The organism is Spongiactinospora rosea (assembly GCF_003315795.1).
Lineage (GTDB): Bacteria > Actinomycetota > Actinomycetes > Streptosporangiales > Streptosporangiaceae > Spongiactinospora > Spongiactinospora rosea.
Genome location: NZ_QMEY01000021.1, coordinates 99,956 through 121,930 on the forward strand (window position 1 = coordinate 99,956; position 21,975 = coordinate 121,930).

The following is a 21,975-nucleotide window of genomic DNA, read 5'->3' on the forward strand; positions in this document are numbered from 1 at the left end:
CTGTGGACGAGCCTGGGGATAACTCATCCACAGGTTGCGGAAACGCCGTCCTGGCTGCGGAAACTTCATCCACGCCCTGTGGAGGAAAGAAAGTCGCCGCGACACGCGGGGGTCGCCCTAGATCATTCGACCGTAATGAACAATATAGAGCTATGCCCCTTACGCCCCCTTCTGCCCGCTCTTCTGGAGACTCCCGGCCCTCCGGGCGACGGCACGACAGGGAGATCTTCCGCCTCGCGGTGCCCGCCTTCGGCGCGCTGGTCGCCGAACCGCTGTTCCTGCTCGCCGACCACGCGATCGTGGGACGGCTCGGCACCACCGCGCTCGGCGCGCTCGGCGTGGCGGGCGCGGCGCTCACCACGCTGGTGAACCTGTGCGTGTTCCTCGCCTACGGCACCACGGCGGCGGTCGCGCGGCAGGCCGGGGCGGGCGACCTGCGGCGCGGCGTCAAGCTCGGCGTGGACGGGTTGTGGCTGGCCGCCGCGATCGGACTCGTGGTGATCGCGGTGGCCTGGCCGCTCGCGCCGGTGATCGTAAACCTGTTCGGGGCCTCCCCCGCGCTGGCCGCCGACGCGGTCACCTACCTGCGGATCAGCCTGTTCGGCACGCCGGCGATGCTGATCGTGCTGGCGGGCACCGGCGTGCTGCGCGGCCTGGCCGACACGGTCACGCCGCTGGTCGTGTCGATCGGCTCGTTCACGCTCAACGCGGTGCTCAACGTGTGGTTCGTGCTGGGGCTGGGGTTCGGCATCGCCGGGTCGGCGTGGGGGACGGTGCTGGCGCAGGTGCTCGGCGCGGGGGTGTACGTGGCCGTCGTGGTACGGGGGGCGCGCGGGCACGGGGCGTCGCTGCGGCCGGACCTCGCGGGCATCAGGGCGGCGGGGACGGCGGGCGTCGCGCTGGTCATCCGCACGGCGAGCATGCGCGTTGTGCTGATCGCCGCGACCGTGGCGGCCACCCGGATGGGCGACGCCCAGATCGCCGCGCACGCCATCGCGAGCCAGGTGTGGACCCTGCTCGCGTTCGTCCTCGACGCCATCGCCATCGCCGGGCAGGCGATCACCGGCCGCTACCTCGGGGCCGGGAACGTGCCCGCGACCAGGGCGGCCACCCGGCGGATGGTCTTCTGGGGGATCTGGTGCGGCGTGGCCTGCGGGGCGGCGGTGATCGTGGCGCGGCCGTTCGTGCCGGGGCTCTTCGACGCGGACCCGGCGGTGGCGGCGGCGCTGCTGGCCGCGCTGTGGCCGGTCGCGCTGCTCCAGCCGATCGCCGGGGTGGTGTTCGTCCTGGACGGCGTGCTGATCGGGGCGGGCGACCGGCGCTACCTGGCCTGGGCGAGCGTGTGGACGACGCTCGCGTACCTGCCCGCGGTGCTGCTCGTGGTGCTCGCGGGCGGCGGGCTCGCGGCGCTGTGGGCGGCGCTGGGCGTGTGGATGCTGGCCCGGCTCGTCACTCTCGGCGGCCGGGCGTACGGCGCGGCGTGGCTGGTGACGGGCGCATGATCGGCCCGGTGATCGGACCAATGATCGGCCCAGTGATCGGCCGGTGTGATCGGCCGGTGTCCATGAATTGACGACGACGTGATGCCGATCCCCTTGTAGCGGGTGAACGGTTCAGGAGATGGTGGAGCATCCGGCCTATGGGGCAAGGCCGCCAAAACTCAACCAAACTCCACGAAACTTCCCGTCGAGACAGCAGTCAGGACGGTCGGGCCGTCGAGTGCGGACGAGTCGCCGTTGTACGTCGTGGTACGTCCCCCGATCCGCCGTCCGGGCGGGCCGGGGAGGGAGGGACGGCCGTGCGGCCGTGTCGCCTGCCGGTATGCCGCCGATTCGGCGGCGGGCCCGGCCGTGCCCGTGAAATCCGTTGAGGATGGTTCCACCGTGTCCCTAGACCGCTCCACGTCGATCTTCCGTCGCCTCCCGGCGGAAGAGGCATCGGGCCTACGAACCACCGCGCGCCACGAGCTGGCCCGCGTCTACAAGAGCAGGGACCTGGTGGTCCTCGGCCTGGGCGTGATGATCGGTGCGGGGATCTTCAGCATCGCCGGGCGGCAGGCGGCCACCGTGGCCGGGCCCGGGGTGATCCTCTCCTTCCTGATCGCCGGCATCGCCATGCTGCTGGCGGCCCTGTGCTACGCGGAGCTGTCGTCCACCCTCCCGGTGTCCGGCAGCGCCTACACCTACACCTTCGTGATCTTCGGTGAGGTGTTCGCGTGGATCATCGGCTGGTCGCTGATCCTGGAGATGCAGCTCGCCATCTCGGTCGTGGCGCGGGCGTGGTCCATCTACTTCGCCCAGACGCTCACCGACCTGGGCGTGACGTTCCCGGACTGGCTGGCGTGGATGGTCGGCAAGCCGGAGGGCTTCGACCTGCCGATGCTGCTGATCATCTGCCTGCTGGCGCTGATCGTGTCCGCCGGGGCCAGGATCGGCCTGCGCGCGCTGTACGTCATCGTCAGCGCCAAGCTGCTGGCGATCGGCGCGATCATCGTCGTGGGAGCGCTCCACTTCGACCAGGCCAACATCGACGGCAAGATCCCGGCACCGCCGGGCCCGGCCGCGCAGAGCGCCGACCTGCTGCACACGACGATCATCGGCGCGGCGTTCGGCGAACCGGGGTCGTTCGGCTGGTTCGGCATCTTCGCCGCCGCGCCCGCCATCGCCTTCGCGTACATCGGCTGGGACATCGTGGCCACCGCGGCGGAGGAGACCAACGACGCCGCCCGGTCCATCCCGACCGGCGTCATCCGCGGCCTGGTGCTGGCCACGGTGCTGTTCATCAGCGTCGCGGTGGTCATGGTGGGCATGGTCCCCTACGACCAGATCGACCAGGGAGCGCCGCTCGCCAACGCCTTCCGGCACGTCGGCGAGGGCACGATGGCCCACGTCGTCAACCTGGGCGCGGTCCTCGGCCTCACGTCGGTGATCCTGGTGCTGCTCGTCGGGCTCACCCGGGTCGTCTTCTCGATGGCCAGGGACGGGCTGCTGCCGCGCGGCCTGTCCGTGATCAACCGGCGCTACCGCTCGCCGTCGCGGCTGACGCTGATCATCGGCGCGGTCGCGATCGTGCTGGGCGAGACCGTGCCGGTGCTCACCCTCGAACCGCTGGTCGTCATGGGGACGGTGTTCGCCTTCATGTTCGTGGCGGCCGGGGTGATCGTGATGCGGCGCGCGATGCCGGACCTGCCGCGCGGGTTCCGGGTGCCATGGTCGCCGGTGGTGCCCGCGCTGGCCGTACTGGCCTCGGTCTGGCTGCTGATGAACCTCCAGGTGGTGACCTGGCTGTACTTCGCGGCCTGGATGGCGTTCGGGCTGATCGTCTACCTGCTCTACAGCCGTCCGAACAGCATCCTCGACCCCCGCTCGCGTCACTTCGGCCAGGGCAGACACCGCCGATAGGTCCGTTTCAGGGGTGCGTCCGGTCCGCCGGGCGCACCCCTTTCGCGTGCGGTGGGCCGTTCGCCGTGGGAAGCGGGCCGCCGGGCGACGGGGCTGGGTCCAAGCCTTGACCATCCAGGTTGGATCATGCACACTCCATTCCACTGGCGCACAACTGTTCGCCAGTCGAACAGAGGTATACAGCGTGATGACTTCTGACCACACGCCCCCCGGCCGGCCCGTCGCCGCGCCGCCCGACCCCGACCCCACCCCGCCCGGCCTGCGGCTTCCCCCGCTGAGCTGTGACGCGCATTGCCACATATTCGGTCCGGGCGACCGCTTCCCGTACGCCGAGGACCGCGCCTACGACCCGCCCGACGTACCCGAGGCCGACCTGCGCGCCCGGCACGACCTCCTCGGCCTGGAACGTGCCCTGATCGTGCAGTCGGCCGCGCACGGCACCGACCACGCCGCGCTGCTCGACGCGCTGCGCACCGGCGGCGGGCGCTACCGCGGCGTGGCCCTGCTGAGTCCGGACACCCCGCCCTACCGGGTGGCCGAGCTGCACGAGGCGGGCGTACGCGGGGTGCGCCTTCAGTTCCTGCCGCACCTCGGTGCCGCCCCCGCGCCCGAGGCGATCCGCGCGGTGACCGACCTGGTCCGCCCGTACGGCTGGCATGTGGCCTTCCACGTCGCGGGCGACGCGGTCATCGAGCTTTCCGACACGATCCGCGGCATCGGCCTGCCCGCCGTGATCGACCACATGGCCCGCGTCGATCTGCGGGCCGGGCTGGACGGCCCGCAGGTGACCGCGCTGCGCCGGTTGCTCGGCTCGGGCGGGGTGTGGGTGAAGCTGAGCGCCCCGGAGCGGATCAGTCGGACCGGCCCGCCGTACGACGACGCGATCGCGCTGGCCGCCCTGCTCGCCGCCGACGCGCCGGAACGCGTCCTCTGGGGCACCGACTTCCCGCACCCGAACGTGCCGCGGATGCCCGACGACGGACAGTTGGTGGACCTGATCGAGCGGATCGCGCCCGAGGACAAGGCCCGCCGCCTGATGCTCGTGGACAACCCTGCCGCGCTGCTGGACTTCCCCGGGGAGGCGCGATGACGACCTCACTGCCCGCCCGCGGGACCGTCTTCACCAAGGCCCCCGAGCCGTCCGACGAGCTGCGCGCGGCGTTCGAGTCGCTGTCGGTCGCCTCGGTGCACGAGGCGATGGGCCAGCGCAACCTGCTGCGCGGGGTGCGCCCGCTGGTCCCCGGCACGCGCGCGGTCGGCCGGGCGATCACCGCCCTGGACCTGACCGGCAGCAACCTGACGCTGCACGCGATGCTGGAGGTCGCCCGGCCGGGCGACTTCCTGGTCTGCACCACCCAGCACGGACCCGCGCCCGGAGCCGTGTGGGGCGCCAACGTCAGCGAATCGGCCCGCTCGCGGGGCCTGGCCGGGGCGGTCATCGAGGGGCACGCCCGCGACCACGCCGACGTCGAGGCGATCGGTTTTCCGCTGTGGGCGCTCGGGGTCAGCCCGGCGGCCACCGGCAAGACCCGCGCGGGCTGGGGCAACGTGCCCGTGGTCTGCGCCGGGGCCTACGTACGGCCGGGCGACCTGATCGTCGCCGACGCCGACGGGGTGGCCGTGGTCCCGCTGGAGGACGCCGCGTGGGTGGCCCGCGCCGCCGAGGCGCGCGACCTGCGCGAGGCCACCACGCTGACGCCGCGCGTCCGCGCCGGGGAGTCGCTGTTCGCCGTACGCGACTGGAGCGCCAACTTCCCGGCCGACGGCGGCCGATTGATCGACACCGCTTGGAACGAGGGCTTCGCCGAAGCCGGAACGGAGAGCGCATGAAGGCCGTCGTCGCCCTGGAGACCGGACCGCCCGAGGTCATGCGATGGACGGACGTCGCGCCGCCCGCGGTCGCGCCGGACGAGTGCCTGGTACAGGTCGAGGCGTGCGGCGCCTGCATGCACGAGGTCCTGGTACGCCGGGGCGACCGCAAGGAGGGCGCGGGCTTCCCGATCATCCCGGGCCACGAGGTCGTCGGCGTGATCGTCGAGGTCGGCGCGGAGGTCACCGGCTTCGCGGCCGGCGACCGGGTGGTGAGCAACCAGCGCCAGCGGGTCTGCGGCAAGTGCCGCGAGTGCCGGATGGGCCGCGAGACGCGCTGCCCGCGCAAGGTGTTCCTCGGCGACATCGGCCTGAACGGCGGCTACGCCGAACTCGTCGCCGTCTCCGACGGCAGCCTGGTCAAGGTCCCGCCGGGCATCACCTCCCCCCACGTCGCCATCGCCTCGTGCGCCATCGGCACCCAGCTCAACGCGCTGCGCGACGTGGCCCACCTGGAACTGGGCGAGACGGTCCTGGTCACCGGCGCGGGCGGCGGGGTGGGGCTGCACGCCATCCAGCTCGCCAAGGTGTCCGGCGCGCGGGTGATCGCGCAGACCACCTCGGAGGAGAAGGTGGAGGCCGTCCGCGCGGCCGGGGCCGACGAGATCGTGCTCACCGCCCGCGGCCAGGACTACGCCAAGGACGTACTGGCCGTCACCGACGGCCGGGGCTGCGACGTCGTGCTGGAGAACGTCGGCGCGGTGTCCTTCCCGTCCGCCGTCGCCACGCTCGCCCTGCACGGGCGGCTGGTACTCGTCGGCGAGGTGCAGAAGACCCCGCCCACCGTGGCCGCGAACCTGAACGGCTGGCGGGCCCGCGACATCACCATCAGGTCGGCGGCCAGCACCACCAGGCGGCAGCTCGAAGACGTACTGACCCTGGTGGAACGCGGCCTGGTGACCCCCGTCGTGACCGCCACCCTGCCCATGTCGCAGGCCCCCGAGGCGCACCGGATCCTGGAGAACGGCCAGGCCACCGGCAGGATCCTGCTGGTCCCCGACGCCTCCTGACATGTCGATGAGTTCTTTGGAGGGACGGCGATGCAAGGGACGGCCATGAAAGGCACCGCGCGGCGGCGCGTCCGGATCGCGCCCGTGGCGGTCGCGGTCCTCCTGGCGGTGACGGGCTGCGGCGGCGGCGACGCCGCGGGCAAGTCGGCCGAGGAGGGCCAGGGACTGCGGACCGTGCGGGTCGCCTTCGCCATCAAGGCGATGAACTCCAGCTTCGCGGCCGTGTCCGTGGCCCGCTACCTGGGCTACTTCAAGGAGGAGGGCCTGAAGGTGGAGACCGTCTTCACCCCCGGCTCGACCCAGGCCATCCAGTCGGTGTCGGCCGGTCAGGTGGACATCGCCGCGCCGGTACCGCAGTCGCTCATCCCGGACGCCGTCACCAACGGCTCCGACCAGCGGATGTTCTTCAACTGGGCACGGGCGCAGGTGGCCCGGCTGGCGGTGCCCGCGGACAGTCCGGCCAAGGACTGGCCGGACCTCAAAGGCAAGATCATCGGAGCGCAGAGCCTCGGCAGCGGCACCGTGCCGCTGGCGCAGGCGCTGCTGCGCGAGCGCGGCCTGGACCCGGACAAGGACGTCACCTTCGTGGCCGTCGGCCTGGAGGCCGCCGCCTTCCACGCGCTGCGCAGCGGCCGGGTCCACGCGCTGATGCTGTTCGACTCGCAGTACGCGGCCATGGAGGGCATCGGCGCCAAGCTCAGGTACTTCAGCTCACCGCTCGCCGACCGCCTGTTCTCGACCGGGTTCTCCGCCAAGCAGTCGTTCATGAAGGCCAACCCCAAGGTGATCGAGGGGTTCGGCCGGGCGATGGCGAAGGCCAACGTGTTCGCCACGGCCAACCCGGAGGCCGCGGTCAAGATGATGTACGCCACCTACCCCAAGACCAACGTCCCCGGCGTGCCCGAGGACAAGAAACTGGCCGACAACCTGCGCATCCTCAAGGTGCGCACGGAGTACCTGACCTCCGGCGACCCCTCGGCGAACAAGAACTGGGGCTCCTTCCCCGAGGAGGGCGTCAAGGCGTGGAGCGACTTCTCGGTGAGCACCAAGCTCACCGCCAAGCCCTTCGAGCCGGACCAGCTGGTGACGAACGACCACGTGCGGGCCTTCAACGACTTCGACATCGCCGCCCTCACGAACACCGCCAGGAACTACAAGTTCGAGGAGTGACATGGCGACGGCACGGCACGCGGTCGAACTGGCCGGCCTGCGGCACGTCTTCCCCGGCCGGGGGCGGTCGGTACAGGCGATGGAGGCGGTCAGGAACGTCGATCTGACCGTCGAACCCGGGGAGTTCGTGAGCATCGTCGGGCCCAGCGGCTGCGGCAAGAGCACGATCCTGAAGATGATCGCCGGGCTGCTGCGGCCCACCGAAGGCGGCGTACGGGTCTGGGGCGAGGAGGTCACCGGCCCGCGCCGGGAGATCGGCATCGCGCTCCAGGACGCGACGCTGCTGCCCTGGCGGGACGTGGTGGGAAACTGCCTGCTCCCGGTGGAGCTGCACGGCAAGGTCACCGACGAGGCCCGCGAGCGGGTCGCCGGACTGCTAAAACGGGCCGGGCTCGCCGGGTTCGAGACCCGGCGGCCCAAGGAGCTGTCCGGCGGGATGCGCCAGCGCGTGGCGATCTGCCGGGCGCTGGCCGACGATCCGACGTTGCTGCTGCTCGACGAACCGTTCGGCGCGCTGGACGCGCTGACCAGGGAGCAGATGAACATCGACCTGAACCGGATCTGGCGGGAGACCGGCAAGACCGCGATCCTGATCACGCACGGCATCGAGGAGGCCGTGCTGCTGTCCACCCGCGTGGTCCTGCTGTCCGAACGGCCGGGCACGATCGTGGACGTCATCACGCCGCCGTTCCCGCCCACCCGGACCAGGGAACTGCTGTCGCGTCCGGAGTTCGCCGAGGTGTGCGGCCAGGTACGTGATCGCCTGTTCGCGGGCGAGCGGGCGGCTTCTGCGACGGAGACGGGCGCGTGAGCCTCCAGGCCTGGCTGCGGTGGGGCGTACTGCTGGTGACCACTGCGGTCCTGCTGCTGTGCTGGCAGACGCTGCCGACCGGCGGACCCGGCGGCACCCTGCCCAAACTGGACGCCGTGCTGGCGGCGTTCGGCCCGTCCGCCGAGTGGGACGTCTACCTGCGCGCGCTGCGGACCACCTTGATCGAGGCGTTCGCCGGGCTGGCGATCGGCTTCGTGGCCGGGGTGGTGTTCGGGGTGCTGCTGGGCGAGTCGCCGGTACTCCGCCGCGGCTTCTACCCCTACGCGCTGGCGCTCCAGGCGCTGCCGCCGATCGCGCTCGCGCCGATCTTCGTGATCTGGTTCGGCCTGGGCGTGGAGTCCAAGATCGGGCTGGTGGCCGCCGCCACGCTGTTCCCCATCCTGGTGAGCACGATGACGGGCGTCGCGCAGACCGACCCCGTGCGGATCGAGATGGCCACGGCCTTCGCCGCCACCAAGGCGCAGATCCGCCGCAAGATCGTGTTCCCCGGCCTGGTCGTGCCGATCTTCTCCGGGCTGGAGATCTCCATCGTGCTGTCGTTCCTGGCCGCCATCACCGGGGAGCTGATCAGCGCGAACGCCGGAGTCGGCGTGATCTTGGAGGTCTACCAGCGGGACTACCGGCTGGCCGAGGAGTTCGCCGTGCTGATGATCCTGGTCGTGGTCGGGCTGCTGCTCGCGCTGTTGACCCGGATCGCCCGGCGGGCCGTACTGGAGCGGATGCCCCATGAGTGACGTGTCCGGACGCAGAGTCTCGCCGCTGCGCAACGTGGTGCGGCTGGCCGGGCCGCCGGTGGCGGTCGGGGTGGGCGCGGTCCTGCTGTTGCAGTTCGTGCTGGCCCGCTTCCAGATCAGCGGGATCATCATCCCGCGGCCCACCGACGTCTTCGAGGTGATGCGCTCGGAGATCTTCGTCGAGCAGATCGGGCTGAGCGTGTGGCAGACCTGGCAGGCGACGCTGATCGGCTTCGCGCTGGGCGGCGGGGCCGGGGTGCTGCTGGGCATCGGGATGAACGAGTCCAAGCTGGTGCGCTTCGTGCTCTATCCGTACGTCGTGGCGTTCCAGTCGCTGCCGAAGATCGCACTGGCTCCGGTGTTCGCGCTGTGGCTGGGCTTCGGGCTGACCATGAAGTTCAGCTTCGCGGCGATGCTGGCCTTCTTCCCCGCGGTGATCGCCACGCTGAGCGCGCTGTCCACGGTCGCCACCATGCGGCTGGAAATGGCGACGGCGTTCTGCGCCGGGCGGGGGCAGCTCTTCATGCGGATCTCGCTGCCGTCGGCGGTGCCCGGGATCGTGTCCGGGCTGGAGATCAGCATGGCGTTCGCGCTGATCGGGGCGATCGTCGGGGAGTTCATCTCGCCGTCCAGCGGGCTGGGGCAACTGCTTCTGACCTACAGCGAGAGCATCAACGTGGCGGCCGAGTTCGCCGTGCTGCTGGTCCTCATGCTGCTCGGCGTGGCACAGAACAAGCTGCTGTTCGGCGCGGTACGGCTGGCGGCCCGGCGGTTCTTCGAGCCGGCGTGACGTACGACCTGGTGCTCGCCGGGGGTTCGGTGCTGGACCCGGCCGAGGGCCTTGCCGGGCGGTACGACGTGGGCCTGCGCGATGGGCTGATCGCCGACATCCGCGCCGGGCTGGACACCGCGGGCGCGCCGGTGTTCGACGCGGGCGGCCTTCTGGTCGTACCGGGGCTGGTGGACGGGCACGCGCACGTCTACCCGGGCGTGACGCCGATGGGCGCGTGGCCGGACGACATCTGCCCCGGCGGCGGCGTCACGACGGTGGTGGACGGCGGCAGTGCCGGGACCGGCGCCTTCCCCGGGTTCCTGCGCCGGGTCGTGGCGGGCTCGCGTACCCGGGTGCTGTGCCACCTGCACCTGTCCCGCGCCGGGCTCACCGGCGAGGCGGGCGAGGCGGGCGAGCTGCGTCCCGACCTGGTGGACCCGGACGGGGTGGCGGCGGCGCTGCGCGAGCACCCCGAGGTCGCAGTGGGGATCAAGTTACGGCTGTCGCAGCGGTTCACCGGCGGGCCGTGCCTGCCCATGCTGCGGCTGGGTGCCAAGGTCGCCGCCGAGACGGGCCGCCCGCTGCACGTCCACATCGGCGCGACGGTGGAGAGCCCCGCCGAGTTCCTGCCGCTGCTCTCGGCGGGCGACATCGTGACCCACTACCAGACGCCGCGCCCGCACGGGCTGCTGGACGAGCGCGGCGTGCTGCTGCCCGCGGTCAGGCGGGCCAGGGAGCGCGGGGTGCTGTTCGACTGCGGGCACGGGATGACGCACTTCAGCTTCCGGGTCGCCGAGGCGCTGCTCGCGCAGGGGTTCCCGCCGGACACGATCAGCAGTGACGTCAGCGCCCGGTCCTTCGCCGAGCTGCGACCGGGGCTGCTCACGGTCATGAACAAGTGGCTGGCGCTGGGCCTGACCCCGGCCGAGGTGATCAGGGCGGCCACGTCCCGCCCGGCCGCCGCGCTCGGCCTGGCCAGAGGGGCCGGGCGGCTGCGGGTCGGCGGCGTGGCGGACGTGGCGGTGCTGGCGTGGGAGGAGGGCGCGTTCGCGTACGGCGACGCCGAGGGCGAGCGCCGGGAGACGGACCGCAGGTGGCGGCCAGTGGCCACGGTCAGGGCCGGACGGCTCCACCGGGCTCTGTGACCTGCCGATCCTTGCGTATCCGGCAAGGCGGCTCGCGGGCGGGGTGTGCGGCGGGGAGGATCACCCAGCCGTCGCTGTTCGCCGGGGGCGCGCTGGACGCGTCCACGACGTGGCTGATGAACGCCATCAAGGCGTATCCGGTCACGCTTCCCGGTCTGGTCGGGTCTCATATCCTGGACGGCTGCGGCCACTGGATCCAGCAGGAACGGCCGGAGCGGATCAACGAACTGCTGATCGACTGGCTGGCCGGGCTGTCATAACGGGCGCCTCTGTCATAAATGGCATCCGACTGACGTCTGGTCTGCCGGTCAAATTTCGGTTAGAGAACTTATATCGGTTCCTCCTAGTCTCACCCAGAGACGCTGGTTCTGTTCGGCAATGGGACGTTCTGCCGTCGTGCACCACAACCGCACGTGAAAGGAAGTCACATGAAGCTGAAGTTCGCCACAGGGGCGCTGCTCGCGACCGGGATCCTCCTGCTGGCCGCCAACCCCGCCGCGGCGGCGACCGGAAAGCTGGAGTTGCACAACGCGAGCATCGCCATCCTCTACACCGACCCGCCGAAGGGTTGCCACGGCGGCCCCGGCGCGGGCACGACCGTGTCCAACCGGACCGACAGCCGGGTTCTGCTGTTCCCCGACGAACGCTGCCTGTCCAGGGTCTACTGGCCGGTCGAGCCCGGCGAGGTGGTCCGGGGCCGCAATGTCGGCAGTGTGCAGGTCCTGCACTGACGTGTGCCTCGGGGCGGGCGCCGGGGGGCACGGTATGATCCCGGCGTCCCGCCCTGTGAAAGGAGTACGGTCCGCGTGAGCCCGTCCCTCGACGTCCCCGTGCTGCACGGCTCGCTCGTCCGGCTTGAGCCGCTGACCACGGGCCACGCCCCCGACCTGGCGAAGGCCGCGGAAGAGGACCGCTCGTCCTACGGGTTCACGATGGTCCCGCGGGCCGGCGAGGTCGATGACTGGCTGCTCATGCACCTCGCCCGTTCGGCGGAAGGGGTCACGCCGTTCGCGCAGGTCCGCGTCTCGGACGGGATGGCGGTGGGCTGCACCTCGTACTGCACGCCGCGATACTGGCCCGGACGTGCCGACCTGAGCGCGCTGGAGATCGGCTGGACCTGGCTCTCCGGATCGGCCCAGGGCACCGGCATCAACCTGGAGGCCAAGCTCCTCCTGCTCACGTACGCCTTCGAGACGCTGGACCTCGCCCGCGTCGACCTCAAGACCGACGCGCGGAACGAGCGCTCCCGCCGGGCGATCCAGCGCCTCGGCGCGCGGTTCGAGGGCGTGCTGCGCCAGTGGTCGCCGTCGTGGGCCGCCGGTGAGGTGGGCATGCTGCGCGACTCGGCCATGTTCTCCGTGATCGCCGCCGAGTGGCCGGAGGTGAAGGCGGGCCTGCGGGCCCGGCTCACCGGGGCGTAGGCCCCGCGGCAGGTTTCTTGCGCGCGGCCGGAAATGATGCCTTCTGTCGGCACATAAGCAGGGTGTCGGAATTTTGTACCGACATCTTGTACCGACGAGGAGGCCGGGCATGGGAACCGCCCATGGATGACGATCTCACGGCCGGGTTCGAGGCCGTCTACCGTGAGACGTACGGCCGGATCACGGCCTACGCCGCGCGCCGCTGCGACACCCCGCAGGACGCGGCGGACGTGGTGGCCGAGACCTTCGCCATCGCCTGGCGGAGGCTGGGCGACATGCCCACCGGCGAGGGCGCGCTGCCGTGGCTGTACGGCGTGGCGCGCAGGGTCCTCGCCAACCACCGCCGCGGCGAGGTACGCCGCCAGGCGCGCAATGTCGAGCTGGACGCCGAACTGGCCGACCTGTACTCCGGCTCGCCCGAGACCGGGATCGAGCTGAACGCCATCACCGGCGCCTTCCAGAGCCTGTCCGACGACGATCGCGAACTGCTGGCGCTGATCGCCTGGGAGGGACTGGGCCGCGAGGAGATCGCCACGGCCCTTGGCCTGTCCCGCAACGCCGTACGGATCAGGTTGCACCGCGCGCGCAGGCGCTTCTCCCGCGCGCTCGCCGAGGCGGGCGTCGAGCCCCTACCCCAGAACCGGCTGCTGCCAGTGGAGAGGTCGCTGTGAAGAACGACCACGAGAACGAGATGGAAGCGCTGTCCGCACTGGCCCGCGTACGTCCCGGAGAGCCCGGCGGCGACCCGGCCGCCCCCGGGGCGCTGGCCCTGCTGACGTCGATCACCGGTTCCGCCGATGGCCCGGTGACCGGTACGCGGCGTGCGCGGCATATGCGGCGTGCGCGGGGTTTCCGGCTCCGGCGGGTCGCCATCGGCCTGGCCGCCGTCACCGGACTCGCCGCGGCCGTCGTGATCGGCCCGAGCCTCCTGCGCGACGGCACCGGCCTGAACCCGTCCTACGCCGTCTCCAAGGACTCCGACGGGGTCGTGTACGTCACGGTCCACGAGTTCGGGGACGCCGAGGGCCTGCGGCGGCAGTTGCGTTCGCTCAACGTCCCGGCCACCGTCGACTACACACCGCCCGGCAAGAAGTGCCGCGAGCCGCGCGGTGAGCACGTGGAGCGGATTCCCCCCGGCCTGTACTCCGTTCCGCAGGAGATCCCCGGCGACGAACGCCGCGAGGGCTGGCAGATGCGGATCGACACCAAGCTCTTCGAGCCCGGCCAGACCTTCGTGTGGACGATCGGTGAGCGATCGACCAGCACCATCTTGATGAGCGGGCCGGTGTCACCGTGCGTCCTGGTCCCGGACGACTCGATCGGCCGTGTCGAGACCGACCCGCCCTACCGGGTGGCGACGACCAAGGGCCGTTCGCTCGCGGGGTTCCGGGTGGACGAGAAGACCGTGGGCGAGGTCCTGCCCGAACTGCGCAGGCGCGGGCTGAAGACCGAGTACCTGATCATGGCCATCCCGCCCGGCAACCCCGGCGGTTTCGGCGAACTGCGCGTCCAGGACGAGCCGGTCGGCGACGAGTGGGTCGTCTGGGAGGCGGAGGAGTCCGTCCGGACGCCGGGACTGATCCGGCTGCTGGTCACCGAACGGCGGTACGACAAGAACCCCGTCTACGGCGGCCCGCGCGACGCCATCATCCCTGAGTAGCGCGCCGCAGCGCCGGGAACGTGGCGGCCACCACGAGCGTGGCCGCCACGCAGACCAGGCCGCCGATGACCACCGCCTGGCGGGCCCCGGTGACCTCCGCCAGGAATCCGACGGCGGCGTTGCCCAGCGCGGGCGAGACCGTCGCCTGCACCATCCAGATGCTGCTGACGCGTCCGCGCAGGTCATCGGGCGTGTCCCGCTGAAGGAGGGCCGAGCGCAGGGTCTCGGAGATCAGGTCCCCCAGCCCGGCCAGCGCGAGCAGGAACAGCGCCACCGGCAGGAACGTGGTCAGGCCGAAGCCGGTCAGCGCCAGGCCCCACAGCAGTACGGCGGCGATCAGCGCGTGACCGCCCGCGCGTCCGGTCCACCCGCTGGTCAGCGCGCCCACGACGGCCCCGAGGGCGGGCGCGGCGTACAACAGGCCGGTCACGGCCGGGCTGCCGAACTGCTGGTCGGCCAGCACCGGGTAGAGCGCCTGCGGCATCGTGAAGATCACCGCTGCGGCGTCGATGAGGAACAGGCCCAGGATGAGCCGCCGGCCGCGGATGAAGCGCAGCGCGCCGAGCACCCCTTCCCGGGGCTTCGCGCTCGTCGTGCTGCTCTTGACGGGCGGCAGTGGCCTGACGAAGCACAGTACGACGGAGAAGATCAGGAATCCGGCGGCGTCCACGACGTAGCAGGCGGCCAGGCCGGGCCCGGCGATGAGCGCGCCGCCGAGCGCGGGCCCGACCAGGGCGGCGAGCTGCGCCGAGGCCGCCGTCAGCGCCCCCGCCGCGGCCAGCTTGGCGGTACCGGCCAGCGCCGGAATCGCCGCCAGCATCGCCGGACCGCCGAGCCCGGCGAACAGCCCGGTCAGCCCGGTCGCCACGTAGATCACCCAGAGCCGAGGCTCGGGCAGCAGCGCGTTGCCCGCCATCGCGGCGGCCACGAACACCAGCGGCAGCCGGGTGAGCAGCATCAGCCGTCGCCGATCGAACCGGTCGGCGAGCACGCCCCCGGCCAGCAGCCCCACCACCATCGGCAGCGCCCTGGCCAGGCTGACCAGCCCGATCTGGCCCGGCGAGGCGGTCATGTCATAGACCTGCACGGCGACGGCGACGCTGGTCATCAGCGTGCCGACCAGTGCGCCGAGGAACCCGGCGTAGATCAGGCGGAAGTCGCGGCTCTCCCGCAACGGGCTGAGGTCCATGGCGAGACCGGACAGGGACATGGCGACTCCAGGCAGGCGGCACGTGGCTGATGGCTACCGTGCCGCACGCCCTACGCTAAAGTCAACACGTGTGAAGTTCTACGCGTACTGTCGGGCCGAACGGGGATTGATAACCTCACAAAGCCATGAGCAGCAGCCACACCCGGCGACGACCGACCCACCGCAAGGGCCGGGCCACCCTCACCCGCGAGTCCGTGGGGCGCGCCGCGCTCGACTTCCTCGGCCGGTACGGCCCGGCCGAGCTGACCATGCGCTCGCTCGCCACCGAACTGGGCGTCTCGCCCCGCGCCCTGTACAACTACGTCGAAGACCGGCGCGACCTGATCACGGTGGCCGCCGAGATCTTCGAGTCCGGCTGGCACTCCCCTCCGCTCGACCCGGCGCGGTGGCGGGAGGACCTGCGGGCGTTCTGCCGGGAGCTGCGGGCCCACTACCGCCGCCATCCCGGCATGACCACGCTCGCGTACAGCGAGAACATCACCATGGCCCGCCACCCGGTCATGCTCCGCAACGTGGACGCGCTGATCGGCCTGTTCGCCCAGATCGGGCTCCCGCTCCAGGACGCCTACCGGGCCTGCATGGAGACCATCAGACTGGTCGCCGGCTTCGTCGAACTCCAGGACTCCCTGCACGACCGCCCCCCCGCCCACGTCACCCCGGACGACCTGGACCGGCTGCCACCCCCCTGGCTGCGGGGCTCACCGGAGGATCTGCCCTACCTGAGCCGCACCGCCACCCTCGAACCCGACTCCCCGGACACCCTGTTCGACTTCGCCGTGGACATCCTGGTCGCCGGAATCGCCGCCCGCCTTCCGGCTTGACGACGTCCTTCTCTGCGGCCCTCAGACCGGAGCACCGCCGAATCCGATCTCGTTCCCTTCGGGGTCGCGGTAGGTGACCTTGCGCACCCCGTTGGAATAGGTCTCCCGATTCACCGGCTCGATCCCCCGCTCGGTGATCCCCGCCACCCGGGCGTCGAGATCGTCCACGAAGAGCGTGACCATGGCATGCCCGGCGCGCTCGGGCAGCTCCTCGACGTACATGTACCGATGCTCCGCCAACTCCCACACGGCCTCGCTGTCGTTCGGCAAGAACGCCGGCGGACCCCCCAGCAGCCGTTCGTACCACTCCAGCGCGGCCGCGTAGTCGGCCACCGCGATCCCCGCGAACAGATCAACCGCCATTCGCCAACCCTACAAACCCTCGCGTTCCCCCGCTCCACGCTCAGGCCGGGGGCTGGCCGTAGGCCCGCCGGTAGCGGTCGTGCAGGCGGTGCACGTCCTCGCCGGGGATCGGGCGCGGCGTGCCGAGCTGACGGGCGAGGTGGGTCGTCCGCGCGACGTCCTCGCACATGACCGCGGCCTTCACCGCCGCCGCCGGGGTCCGCCCGACGGCGAAGACGCCGTGGTTGCGCATCAGCACCGCGGGCGAACGCGAACCGCGCAGGGTGGCCACGACCCCGCGGCCGATGTCGTCGCCGCCGATGAGCGCGAACGGCCCGACCGGGATCTCGCCGCCGAACTCGTCGGCCATCGCGGTCAGGACGCACGGGATCGGCTCGCCGCAGGCCGCCCACGCCGACGCGTACGGCGAGTGGGTGTGGACGATGCCGCCGATCTCCGGCATGTGCCGGTAGACGTACGCGTGCGCCGCCGTGTCGCTGGACGGCGACCACTCCCCCTCGACCACCTCGCCGTGCAGGTCGCACACCACCATCGCGCCGGCGGTCAGGTCGGAGTAACGCACCCCGCTGGGCTTGATGACCAGCAGGTCCTTTCCCGGCACGCGCGCCGACACGTTCCCCGAGGTCCACGCCACGAGTCCGTGCCCGGTCAGCTCGCCGTGCAGCTCGGCCACGATGGTCCGCACGTCGTCAAACATCGAAGGACCATTCCGGGTGCCGGCTGATCGGGTGGTCGGCGGTCTCCCTGGTCGCGGTGAGCAGGGCGTCGTCGTGCTCCTGCAACAGGGTGATCGGATATTCCACGGTCTGCCCGCTGAACAGCGCCACCCGCAGCGCCGTCTGCTTCCAGGCTCCCGTGTCGCTGTACAGCCGGATCCTGCGGGCGGAGAGCACCTCCCGCAGGCCGAGGGTCACCGACATCGGCGGCACGAACTGGTAGGCCCCGCCGAGCTTGCGCTGCCCGAGCGCGAGGACCGTGTCGACGTTGTTCTCCTGGACGCGCACGGAAGACGTGCGCAGCTCGTCCACGGTGATCTCACTCAGCGTGTTCCGCCTGGCCTGGTTGTAGGCCACGTGCCCGTCCTGGCCCCAGCCGCCGTACATCAAGTCGATCGGCCCGGACTCGATCGCCTCAAGAACGGCCTCGATGGTCTCCGGTTCGAGCCAGTGCCGGTGGGCGTCCGGCACCGCCAGCTCGGGCCGGACGGGGTCGTAGAAGTGCCGCTGCATGTAGCCGCGGAACGAGTACGGGTGGGTACGCGGCAGCGTCCTGCCCTGCCAGTCCAGGCATTCGTCCATGTGGAACACCTCGACGTGGCTCAGGCTCACCGACGCCCTGTTCACCATCCGGGTGAACGGCCCCAGCCATTCGACCGGGCCGCACGGGATGATCACCCGGAACATGCGGTCCCGCACGGCCGCGGCGCGCACGCCGTCGAGCAGTTCCGTGGCCATCAGGTTCGCCATCTCCGCGGGCCCCGCGCACAACCGCAGCGGAATCCTGCGGTCCGGGTGGCCGGCCAGGTCATCGACCGGGACGCTGCACCAGGTATACAGATCCTTCTTGTTCACTTGGCCTGCTCTCGGCTGGAAAGGGTCATTTGATGCCGGCCATCGTCATGGTCGCGATGAACCGGCGCTGCACGAGGACGAAGCCGATGACCAGCGGGAGGGTCGCCACGACGTTCCCGCTCATCAGCATCGGCCAGTCGGTGCGGCGCGGGCCTTGGAAGTTGGCGAGCCCGAGCTGGATCGTGTACCACCGCTCGTCGCTGATGGCGACCAGCGGCCACAACAGGTCGTTCCATGAGCCCAGCAGCGTGAAGATCGTCAGGGTGGCCAGCGCCGGGCGGGCGAGCGGCAGGACGATCCGCCGGAACACCCCGAACGTCGAGCACCCGTCGATCCTGGCGGCGTCCTCGAGTTCCACGGGGAGCGACAGGAAGAACTGCCGCATCAGGAAGATCCCGAAGGCCGACGACAGCCATGGCACGATGGCGGCGGCGAGCGTGTCCACCAGGCCGAACCTGCTGAACATCACGTAGGTCGGGATCATCAGCAGCTGGGTGGGAATCATGATCGTCGCCAGGATGGCCAGGAATCCGATCCGCCGCCCGGCGAACCTCAGCCGCGCGAAGCCGTACCCGGCCGCCGAGCACAGGACCAGGTGGGACAGCACCGCCACGCCCGCGACGATCACCGAGTTGCCCAGCCACCGCAGGGCCGGGGCGTTGGTGAACAGCCCGACGTACCCGCTGATCTGCGGCGACCTGGGGAGGTAGCGCGGCGGATAGGAGTTGATCTCCGCCGCCGACATGAACGACGTCAGGATCATCTGGACCAGCGGGAAGGCGAAGACCAGCGCGACCGGCATGAGCAGCAGGTGCCACGGATCGAACGGCCGGCGCAGCCGCCGGCGGCGGACCGGCGCCGGGGGCGCGGTCTCTCGCAGGACCGGCGTGGTCAACATCAGAACGCCTCGATCCGCTTGAACCGGGCGTACACCATCATCCCTATCGTGATGATCACGCTCACCACGAAGAGCGACAGCGCCGCGGCCGAGCCGTAGCCGTATTCGGCGCGTTCGAAAGCCTGGTGGTAGATGAAGTAGACGATCGTCCGCGTCGCCCCCACCGGGCCGCCGCGCGTTGTGGTGAACACCACGTCGAAGAGCTGGAGGGCGGTGATGGTCTGCCACACCGCCGTGAAGATCGTGACCGGGAGCAGTTGCGGGAGCGTCACCCGCCGGAACATCTGCCAGCGCGAGGCGCCGTCGATCTGGGCCGCCTCGTAGAGCGCGGCCGGAATGTCCTGGAGGGCGGCCAGATAAACGACCACCGTGAAACCCAGCGCCCCCCACAACGCGACCAGGCAGAGCACGAACATCGCCTGCCCGGGGTCCTCCAGAAATCCCTGCGCGGGAATGCCGAACATCCGCAGCCCGCCGTTCACGATGCCGGTACGCGGCTCGAAGACGAAATTCGCCAGAATTCCGGTCGCGGCGGCCGACGTGACGAACGGCACGAATACGCAGGTGCGGTAGAAGGCCAGGAACCGGATCCGCCGGTTCAGCGCCACGGCCAGCAGGACGCCGAGGACCAGGGAGGCGGGCACGAATATCGCGGTGAAGAACACCGTGTGCCCCACCGCGTCGTACAGCTCCGGGTCGGCCGCCAGCGCGGTGTAGTTGCGAAATCCCACGTATCTGGGGGCGGTGATGCCGTCCCAGCGCTGTTGTGAGAGGAGCAGCGACCACACGGCGGGGAACACCGACAACCCCACGATGATCAGTGTCGCCGGGCCGGCGAACAGCCAGGCCGTGGCGTTTCTGCGAATCGTGGCGTTCCCGCGGATCGAGACGGCCGGCCTCGGCCGTTCGCCGCGGGTCAATTGTCCGCCAGACTCGCGTCGGACTTACGGGCGGCGGTGTCGAGCGCCTCGCGTACGCCGATGGTGCCCTGAAGGACGGCGGCGATCGCCTCCCCGACGTTGCGCGACAACGTCACGTACCATTCGTCGGTCGGCCGCGCCTGTTCGTCGTTGACCAGGTTGCGCACCATCACATCGACCCCGGGAAACCGCCGCACGAACCGCTCGTACTCCGGCGTGCCGCGCTCCGACGCGCGCAGCGGGAGATTCCCCGTGGCCATCGTCCACCGGGGGTCGATCTCCGGCGAGGTCAGCCACTTCAGCAGCTGAAAACTCCAGTAGGCGCGATCGGCATCCTGATGGTCGAACGCGGTCCACACGTCAGGGCCGGAGACCGTCTGGTGGTCTCCGTCGTATCCGGGCAGGATCTGCACGCCGTACGGCGTCTTGGCCTCCACGAAGGTGTAGAGCGACCACGGGCCGGTGATGAGCATCCCCACGTGCCCGCCCGCGAACATCGGGTCGCTCTTCTCGTCGGTCTGGTCGATGAACACGCTCTTGTCGTCCACCGCCATCGCGCGCCAGAATTCGAGCGCCCGCACCCCGGCCGGTGAGTTGAACGCGGCCTTTCCACCGGGTTCGGCGATCTTGCCGCCGAGTTGCCACAGTTGCGGCCACAGCCGCCAGGTGGTGTCCTCGCCGCCGCTCACGTGATAGGCCGTGCCCCAGGTCTGGGTGGCCGGGTCGGTGATCTTCTTGGCCGCGGCCCGGAAGTCGTCCCAGGTCCACTCCGGCGTCGGGTACGGGATGCCGTTCCGGTCGAACAGCCTCTTGTTGTAGACCAGGGCGAGATCGTCCACCAGGGAGGGGAAACCGATCACCTTGCCGCCGGGGGTGCACGCGCTCCGTGCGCTGCTGGAGAACTCCGTCCAGTTCACCGACGGGTCCTTGACCCATTGGGTGAAGTCGAGCGTCCGGCCGCTGGCGGCCAGCCGGCCGGTCCAGCTTCCGTAGGTGTAGGAGATGTCCGGATACTTCGACGTGGCGAACGCGGCGGTCAGCTTCTGCAACAGCTCGGTCGTGGTCGGCGCGCCGGACGACACCTCGATCGTGACGTTCGGGTGCAGCCTGGAGAACTCCCGCGCGAGGTTCTGCAGCACCCGCTGTGGTTCGTCGGCCTGCCCGGTCCACCAGACCAGCGTGACCGGGGCCTTCGGGTCGGCGGGTCCCCGCCCGCCGCCCCCGGCGCAGCCGGTGAGCAGCGGTCCGGCGAGCAGCAGGCACGCGACGACGCCGCGTACGGTCTTCCTGGGAGCCATGGCTGCCTCCTGGGGGGCGACCGGTGGGGGGAAGGGCGGGCTCCGGCGGCGCTAGGCCCGTACCGTCGCCCGGTAGCGGTAGCGATCGGCGCGATACCGGATGACCCCTCGCTCGATCGGCCGCCGCTCGGCGTCCAAGAACAGCTGCCGGACCGCGAGGAGCGGAGAGCCCTCCTCGACGTCCAGCAGGGTGGCGTGCTCGGTGTCCGCGACGATCGCCTCGATCTCCAGGTCGGCGCTGGTCGGCGGGGCGCCCGCGGCGCGGAACGCGTCGTGCAGCGAAGCGGTGGAGAAGTCGGCGGCCAGCGCGAGCGGCAGCAGGTCGCCGGGGACCAGGCTGTGATCGACGGCCACCGGCAGGCCGTTGAGCCTGCGCAGCCGGCGCAGCGAGAACAGATCCGCGCCGGGGACCAGGCCGAGTTGCTCGGCCTCCTCGAAGGTCGCCGGCCGGATCTCCTGGGCGAGCACCTCGGAGTCGGGGACGTGCCCTTTCGACCGGGCCATCTCGCTGAAGCTCATCAGCTTGCCCGGTGGCTCGGCGATGGGCGCGCCGTCCGGCGCTCCCGTACGGCCCGGCGCGGCCACGAACCAGCCGCGACCGGCCCGCGCCTCGACCAGGCCGCGGCTCTGCAAGTCGGCCAGCGCCTGCCGGAGGGTCATCCGGCTGACCGCGAAGCGGCGGCACTGGGCGGCCTCCGACTGGAGGCGGGAGCCCGCCTCGGCGCCCCGCAGCTCGTCCGCCAGGATCGCCGCGATCTGTTCCCAGCGCGGCCCGGCGGACGTGGACGGGACGTCCTCCAGCGTGGTGTTTCCGTCGTTCTCCACGCCGCCATGCTGCCGAGCGCCGACCATACCTGTCAATAGATGGCCAGACAGGTTA

The 21,975-nt window shown here is 71.1% G+C and carries 24 protein-coding genes; 16 read left to right on the forward strand and 8 right to left on the reverse strand.

Annotated elements, in window-relative coordinates:
* The first annotated feature begins 152 nt into the window (after window positions 1-152).
* The 15 genes from DP939_RS34085 to DP939_RS34155 all read left to right on the forward strand — a co-directional run bounded on the left by DP939_RS34085 (window position 153) and on the right by DP939_RS34155 (window position 14,014).
* Window positions 153-1,502: an MATE family efflux transporter gene (locus tag DP939_RS34085; protein WP_113984958.1), complete on the forward strand. Its 1,350-nt coding sequence runs from the start codon at window positions 153-155 to the stop codon at window positions 1,500-1,502.
* A gap of 381 nt (window positions 1,503-1,883) precedes the next feature.
* Window positions 1,884-3,401: an amino acid permease gene (locus DP939_RS34090; RefSeq protein ID WP_113984959.1), complete on the forward strand. Its 1,518-nt coding sequence runs from the start codon at window positions 1,884-1,886 to the stop codon at window positions 3,399-3,401.
* Between the two features lie 187 nt (window positions 3,402-3,588).
* Window positions 3,589-4,491, forward strand: coding sequence for an amidohydrolase family protein (locus tag DP939_RS34095; protein ID WP_113984960.1), 903 nt, complete (start codon window positions 3,589-3,591; stop codon window positions 4,489-4,491).
* Entirely contained in the window at window positions 4,488-5,231 is a 744-nt protein-coding gene (locus DP939_RS34100; protein ID WP_113984961.1) for an RraA family protein, read from the forward strand. The genes DP939_RS34095 and DP939_RS34100 overlap by 4 nt, the downstream gene beginning before the upstream one ends.
* On the forward strand, window positions 5,228-6,280 hold the full coding sequence (locus DP939_RS34105) for an alcohol dehydrogenase catalytic domain-containing protein (protein ID WP_113984962.1): 1,053 nt from the start codon (window positions 5,228-5,230) through the stop codon (window positions 6,278-6,280). The genes DP939_RS34100 and DP939_RS34105 overlap by 4 nt, the downstream gene beginning before the upstream one ends.
* Window positions 6,281-6,325: 45 nt before the next feature.
* A complete protein-coding gene (locus DP939_RS34110; protein ID WP_158578851.1) occupies window positions 6,326-7,450 on the forward strand; it encodes an ABC transporter substrate-binding protein in 1,125 nt (374 codons plus the stop codon).
* Between the two features lies 1 nt (window position 7,451).
* Complete coding sequence (locus tag DP939_RS34115; protein WP_113984964.1) at window positions 7,452-8,261, forward strand: ABC transporter ATP-binding protein; 810 nt, start codon at window positions 7,452-7,454, stop codon at window positions 8,259-8,261.
* Window positions 8,258-9,016: an ABC transporter permease gene (locus DP939_RS34120; protein ID WP_113984965.1), complete on the forward strand. Its 759-nt coding sequence runs from the start codon at window positions 8,258-8,260 to the stop codon at window positions 9,014-9,016. The genes DP939_RS34115 and DP939_RS34120 overlap by 4 nt, the downstream gene beginning before the upstream one ends.
* A gap of 1 nt (window position 9,017) precedes the next feature.
* Window positions 9,018-9,806 (forward strand): ABC transporter permease, encoded by a 789-nt coding sequence (locus tag DP939_RS34125; RefSeq protein WP_158578853.1) that lies wholly within the window; start codon window positions 9,018-9,020, stop codon window positions 9,804-9,806.
* On the forward strand, window positions 9,803-10,933 hold the full coding sequence (locus tag DP939_RS34130; RefSeq protein WP_113984967.1) for an amidohydrolase family protein: 1,131 nt from the start codon (window positions 9,803-9,805) through the stop codon (window positions 10,931-10,933). The genes DP939_RS34125 and DP939_RS34130 overlap by 4 nt, the downstream gene beginning before the upstream one ends.
* A gap of 11 nt (window positions 10,934-10,944) precedes the next feature.
* Entirely contained in the window at window positions 10,945-11,193 is a 249-nt protein-coding gene (locus tag DP939_RS34135; RefSeq protein WP_199565596.1) for an alpha/beta fold hydrolase, read from the forward strand.
* Window positions 11,194-11,361: 168 nt separating this feature from the next.
* Entirely contained in the window at window positions 11,362-11,664 is a 303-nt protein-coding gene (locus DP939_RS34140) for a hypothetical protein (protein WP_113984968.1), read from the forward strand.
* 75 nt (window positions 11,665-11,739) lie between these two features.
* Window positions 11,740-12,354, forward strand: coding sequence for a GNAT family N-acetyltransferase (locus tag DP939_RS34145; protein WP_113984969.1), 615 nt, complete (start codon window positions 11,740-11,742; stop codon window positions 12,352-12,354).
* 122 nt (window positions 12,355-12,476) lie between these two features.
* Window positions 12,477-13,025, forward strand: coding sequence for an RNA polymerase sigma factor (locus DP939_RS34150; RefSeq protein ID WP_113984970.1), 549 nt, complete (start codon window positions 12,477-12,479; stop codon window positions 13,023-13,025).
* On the forward strand, window positions 13,022-14,014 hold the full coding sequence (locus tag DP939_RS34155) for a hypothetical protein (RefSeq protein ID WP_113984971.1): 993 nt from the start codon (window positions 13,022-13,024) through the stop codon (window positions 14,012-14,014). The genes DP939_RS34150 and DP939_RS34155 overlap by 4 nt, the downstream gene beginning before the upstream one ends.
* Here DP939_RS34155 and DP939_RS34160 read toward each other — a convergent pair.
* Window positions 14,001-15,224, reverse strand: coding sequence for an MFS transporter (locus tag DP939_RS34160; RefSeq protein ID WP_199565597.1), 1,224 nt, complete (start codon window positions 15,222-15,224; stop codon window positions 14,001-14,003). The genes DP939_RS34155 and DP939_RS34160 overlap by 14 nt on opposite strands.
* Window positions 15,225-15,349: 125 nt before the next feature.
* Here DP939_RS34160 and DP939_RS34165 point away from each other — a divergent pair, with 125 nt between their 5' ends.
* A complete protein-coding gene (locus tag DP939_RS34165) occupies window positions 15,350-16,045 on the forward strand; it encodes a TetR/AcrR family transcriptional regulator (RefSeq protein WP_113984972.1) in 696 nt (231 codons plus the stop codon).
* A 21-nt stretch (window positions 16,046-16,066) separates the two neighbouring features.
* Here the strand turns inward: DP939_RS34165 and DP939_RS34170 are convergent, their stop codons facing one another.
* The 7 genes from DP939_RS34170 to DP939_RS34200 are packed head-to-tail and all read right to left on the reverse strand — an operon-like array spanning window position 16,067 to window position 21,920.
* On the reverse strand, window positions 16,067-16,408 hold the full coding sequence (locus tag DP939_RS34170) for a VOC family protein (RefSeq protein WP_113984973.1): 342 nt from the start codon (window positions 16,406-16,408) through the stop codon (window positions 16,067-16,069).
* Between the two features lie 40 nt (window positions 16,409-16,448).
* Window positions 16,449-17,105, reverse strand: a complete 657-nt coding sequence (locus DP939_RS34175) for an L-ribulose-5-phosphate 4-epimerase (protein WP_113984974.1) — start codon at window positions 17,103-17,105, stop codon at window positions 16,449-16,451.
* A complete protein-coding gene (locus DP939_RS34180) occupies window positions 17,098-17,979 on the reverse strand; it encodes a sugar phosphate isomerase family (RefSeq protein WP_113984975.1) in 882 nt (293 codons plus the stop codon). Before DP939_RS34180 ends, DP939_RS34175 begins: the two co-directional genes overlap by 8 nt.
* Window positions 17,980-18,004: 25 nt before the next feature.
* Complete coding sequence (locus tag DP939_RS34185) at window positions 18,005-18,877, reverse strand: carbohydrate ABC transporter permease (protein WP_113984976.1); 873 nt, start codon at window positions 18,875-18,877, stop codon at window positions 18,005-18,007.
* Entirely contained in the window at window positions 18,877-19,797 is a 921-nt protein-coding gene (locus DP939_RS34190) for a carbohydrate ABC transporter permease (protein ID WP_113984977.1), read from the reverse strand. The genes DP939_RS34185 and DP939_RS34190 overlap by 1 nt, the downstream gene beginning before the upstream one ends.
* A complete protein-coding gene (locus DP939_RS34195) occupies window positions 19,794-21,095 on the reverse strand; it encodes an ABC transporter substrate-binding protein (protein ID WP_113984978.1) in 1,302 nt (433 codons plus the stop codon). Before DP939_RS34195 ends, DP939_RS34190 begins: the two co-directional genes overlap by 4 nt.
* Before the next feature lie 51 nt (window positions 21,096-21,146).
* Window positions 21,147-21,920, reverse strand: coding sequence for a GntR family transcriptional regulator (locus DP939_RS34200; protein ID WP_158578855.1), 774 nt, complete (start codon window positions 21,918-21,920; stop codon window positions 21,147-21,149).
* Between the last annotated feature and the right edge of the window lie 55 nt (window positions 21,921-21,975).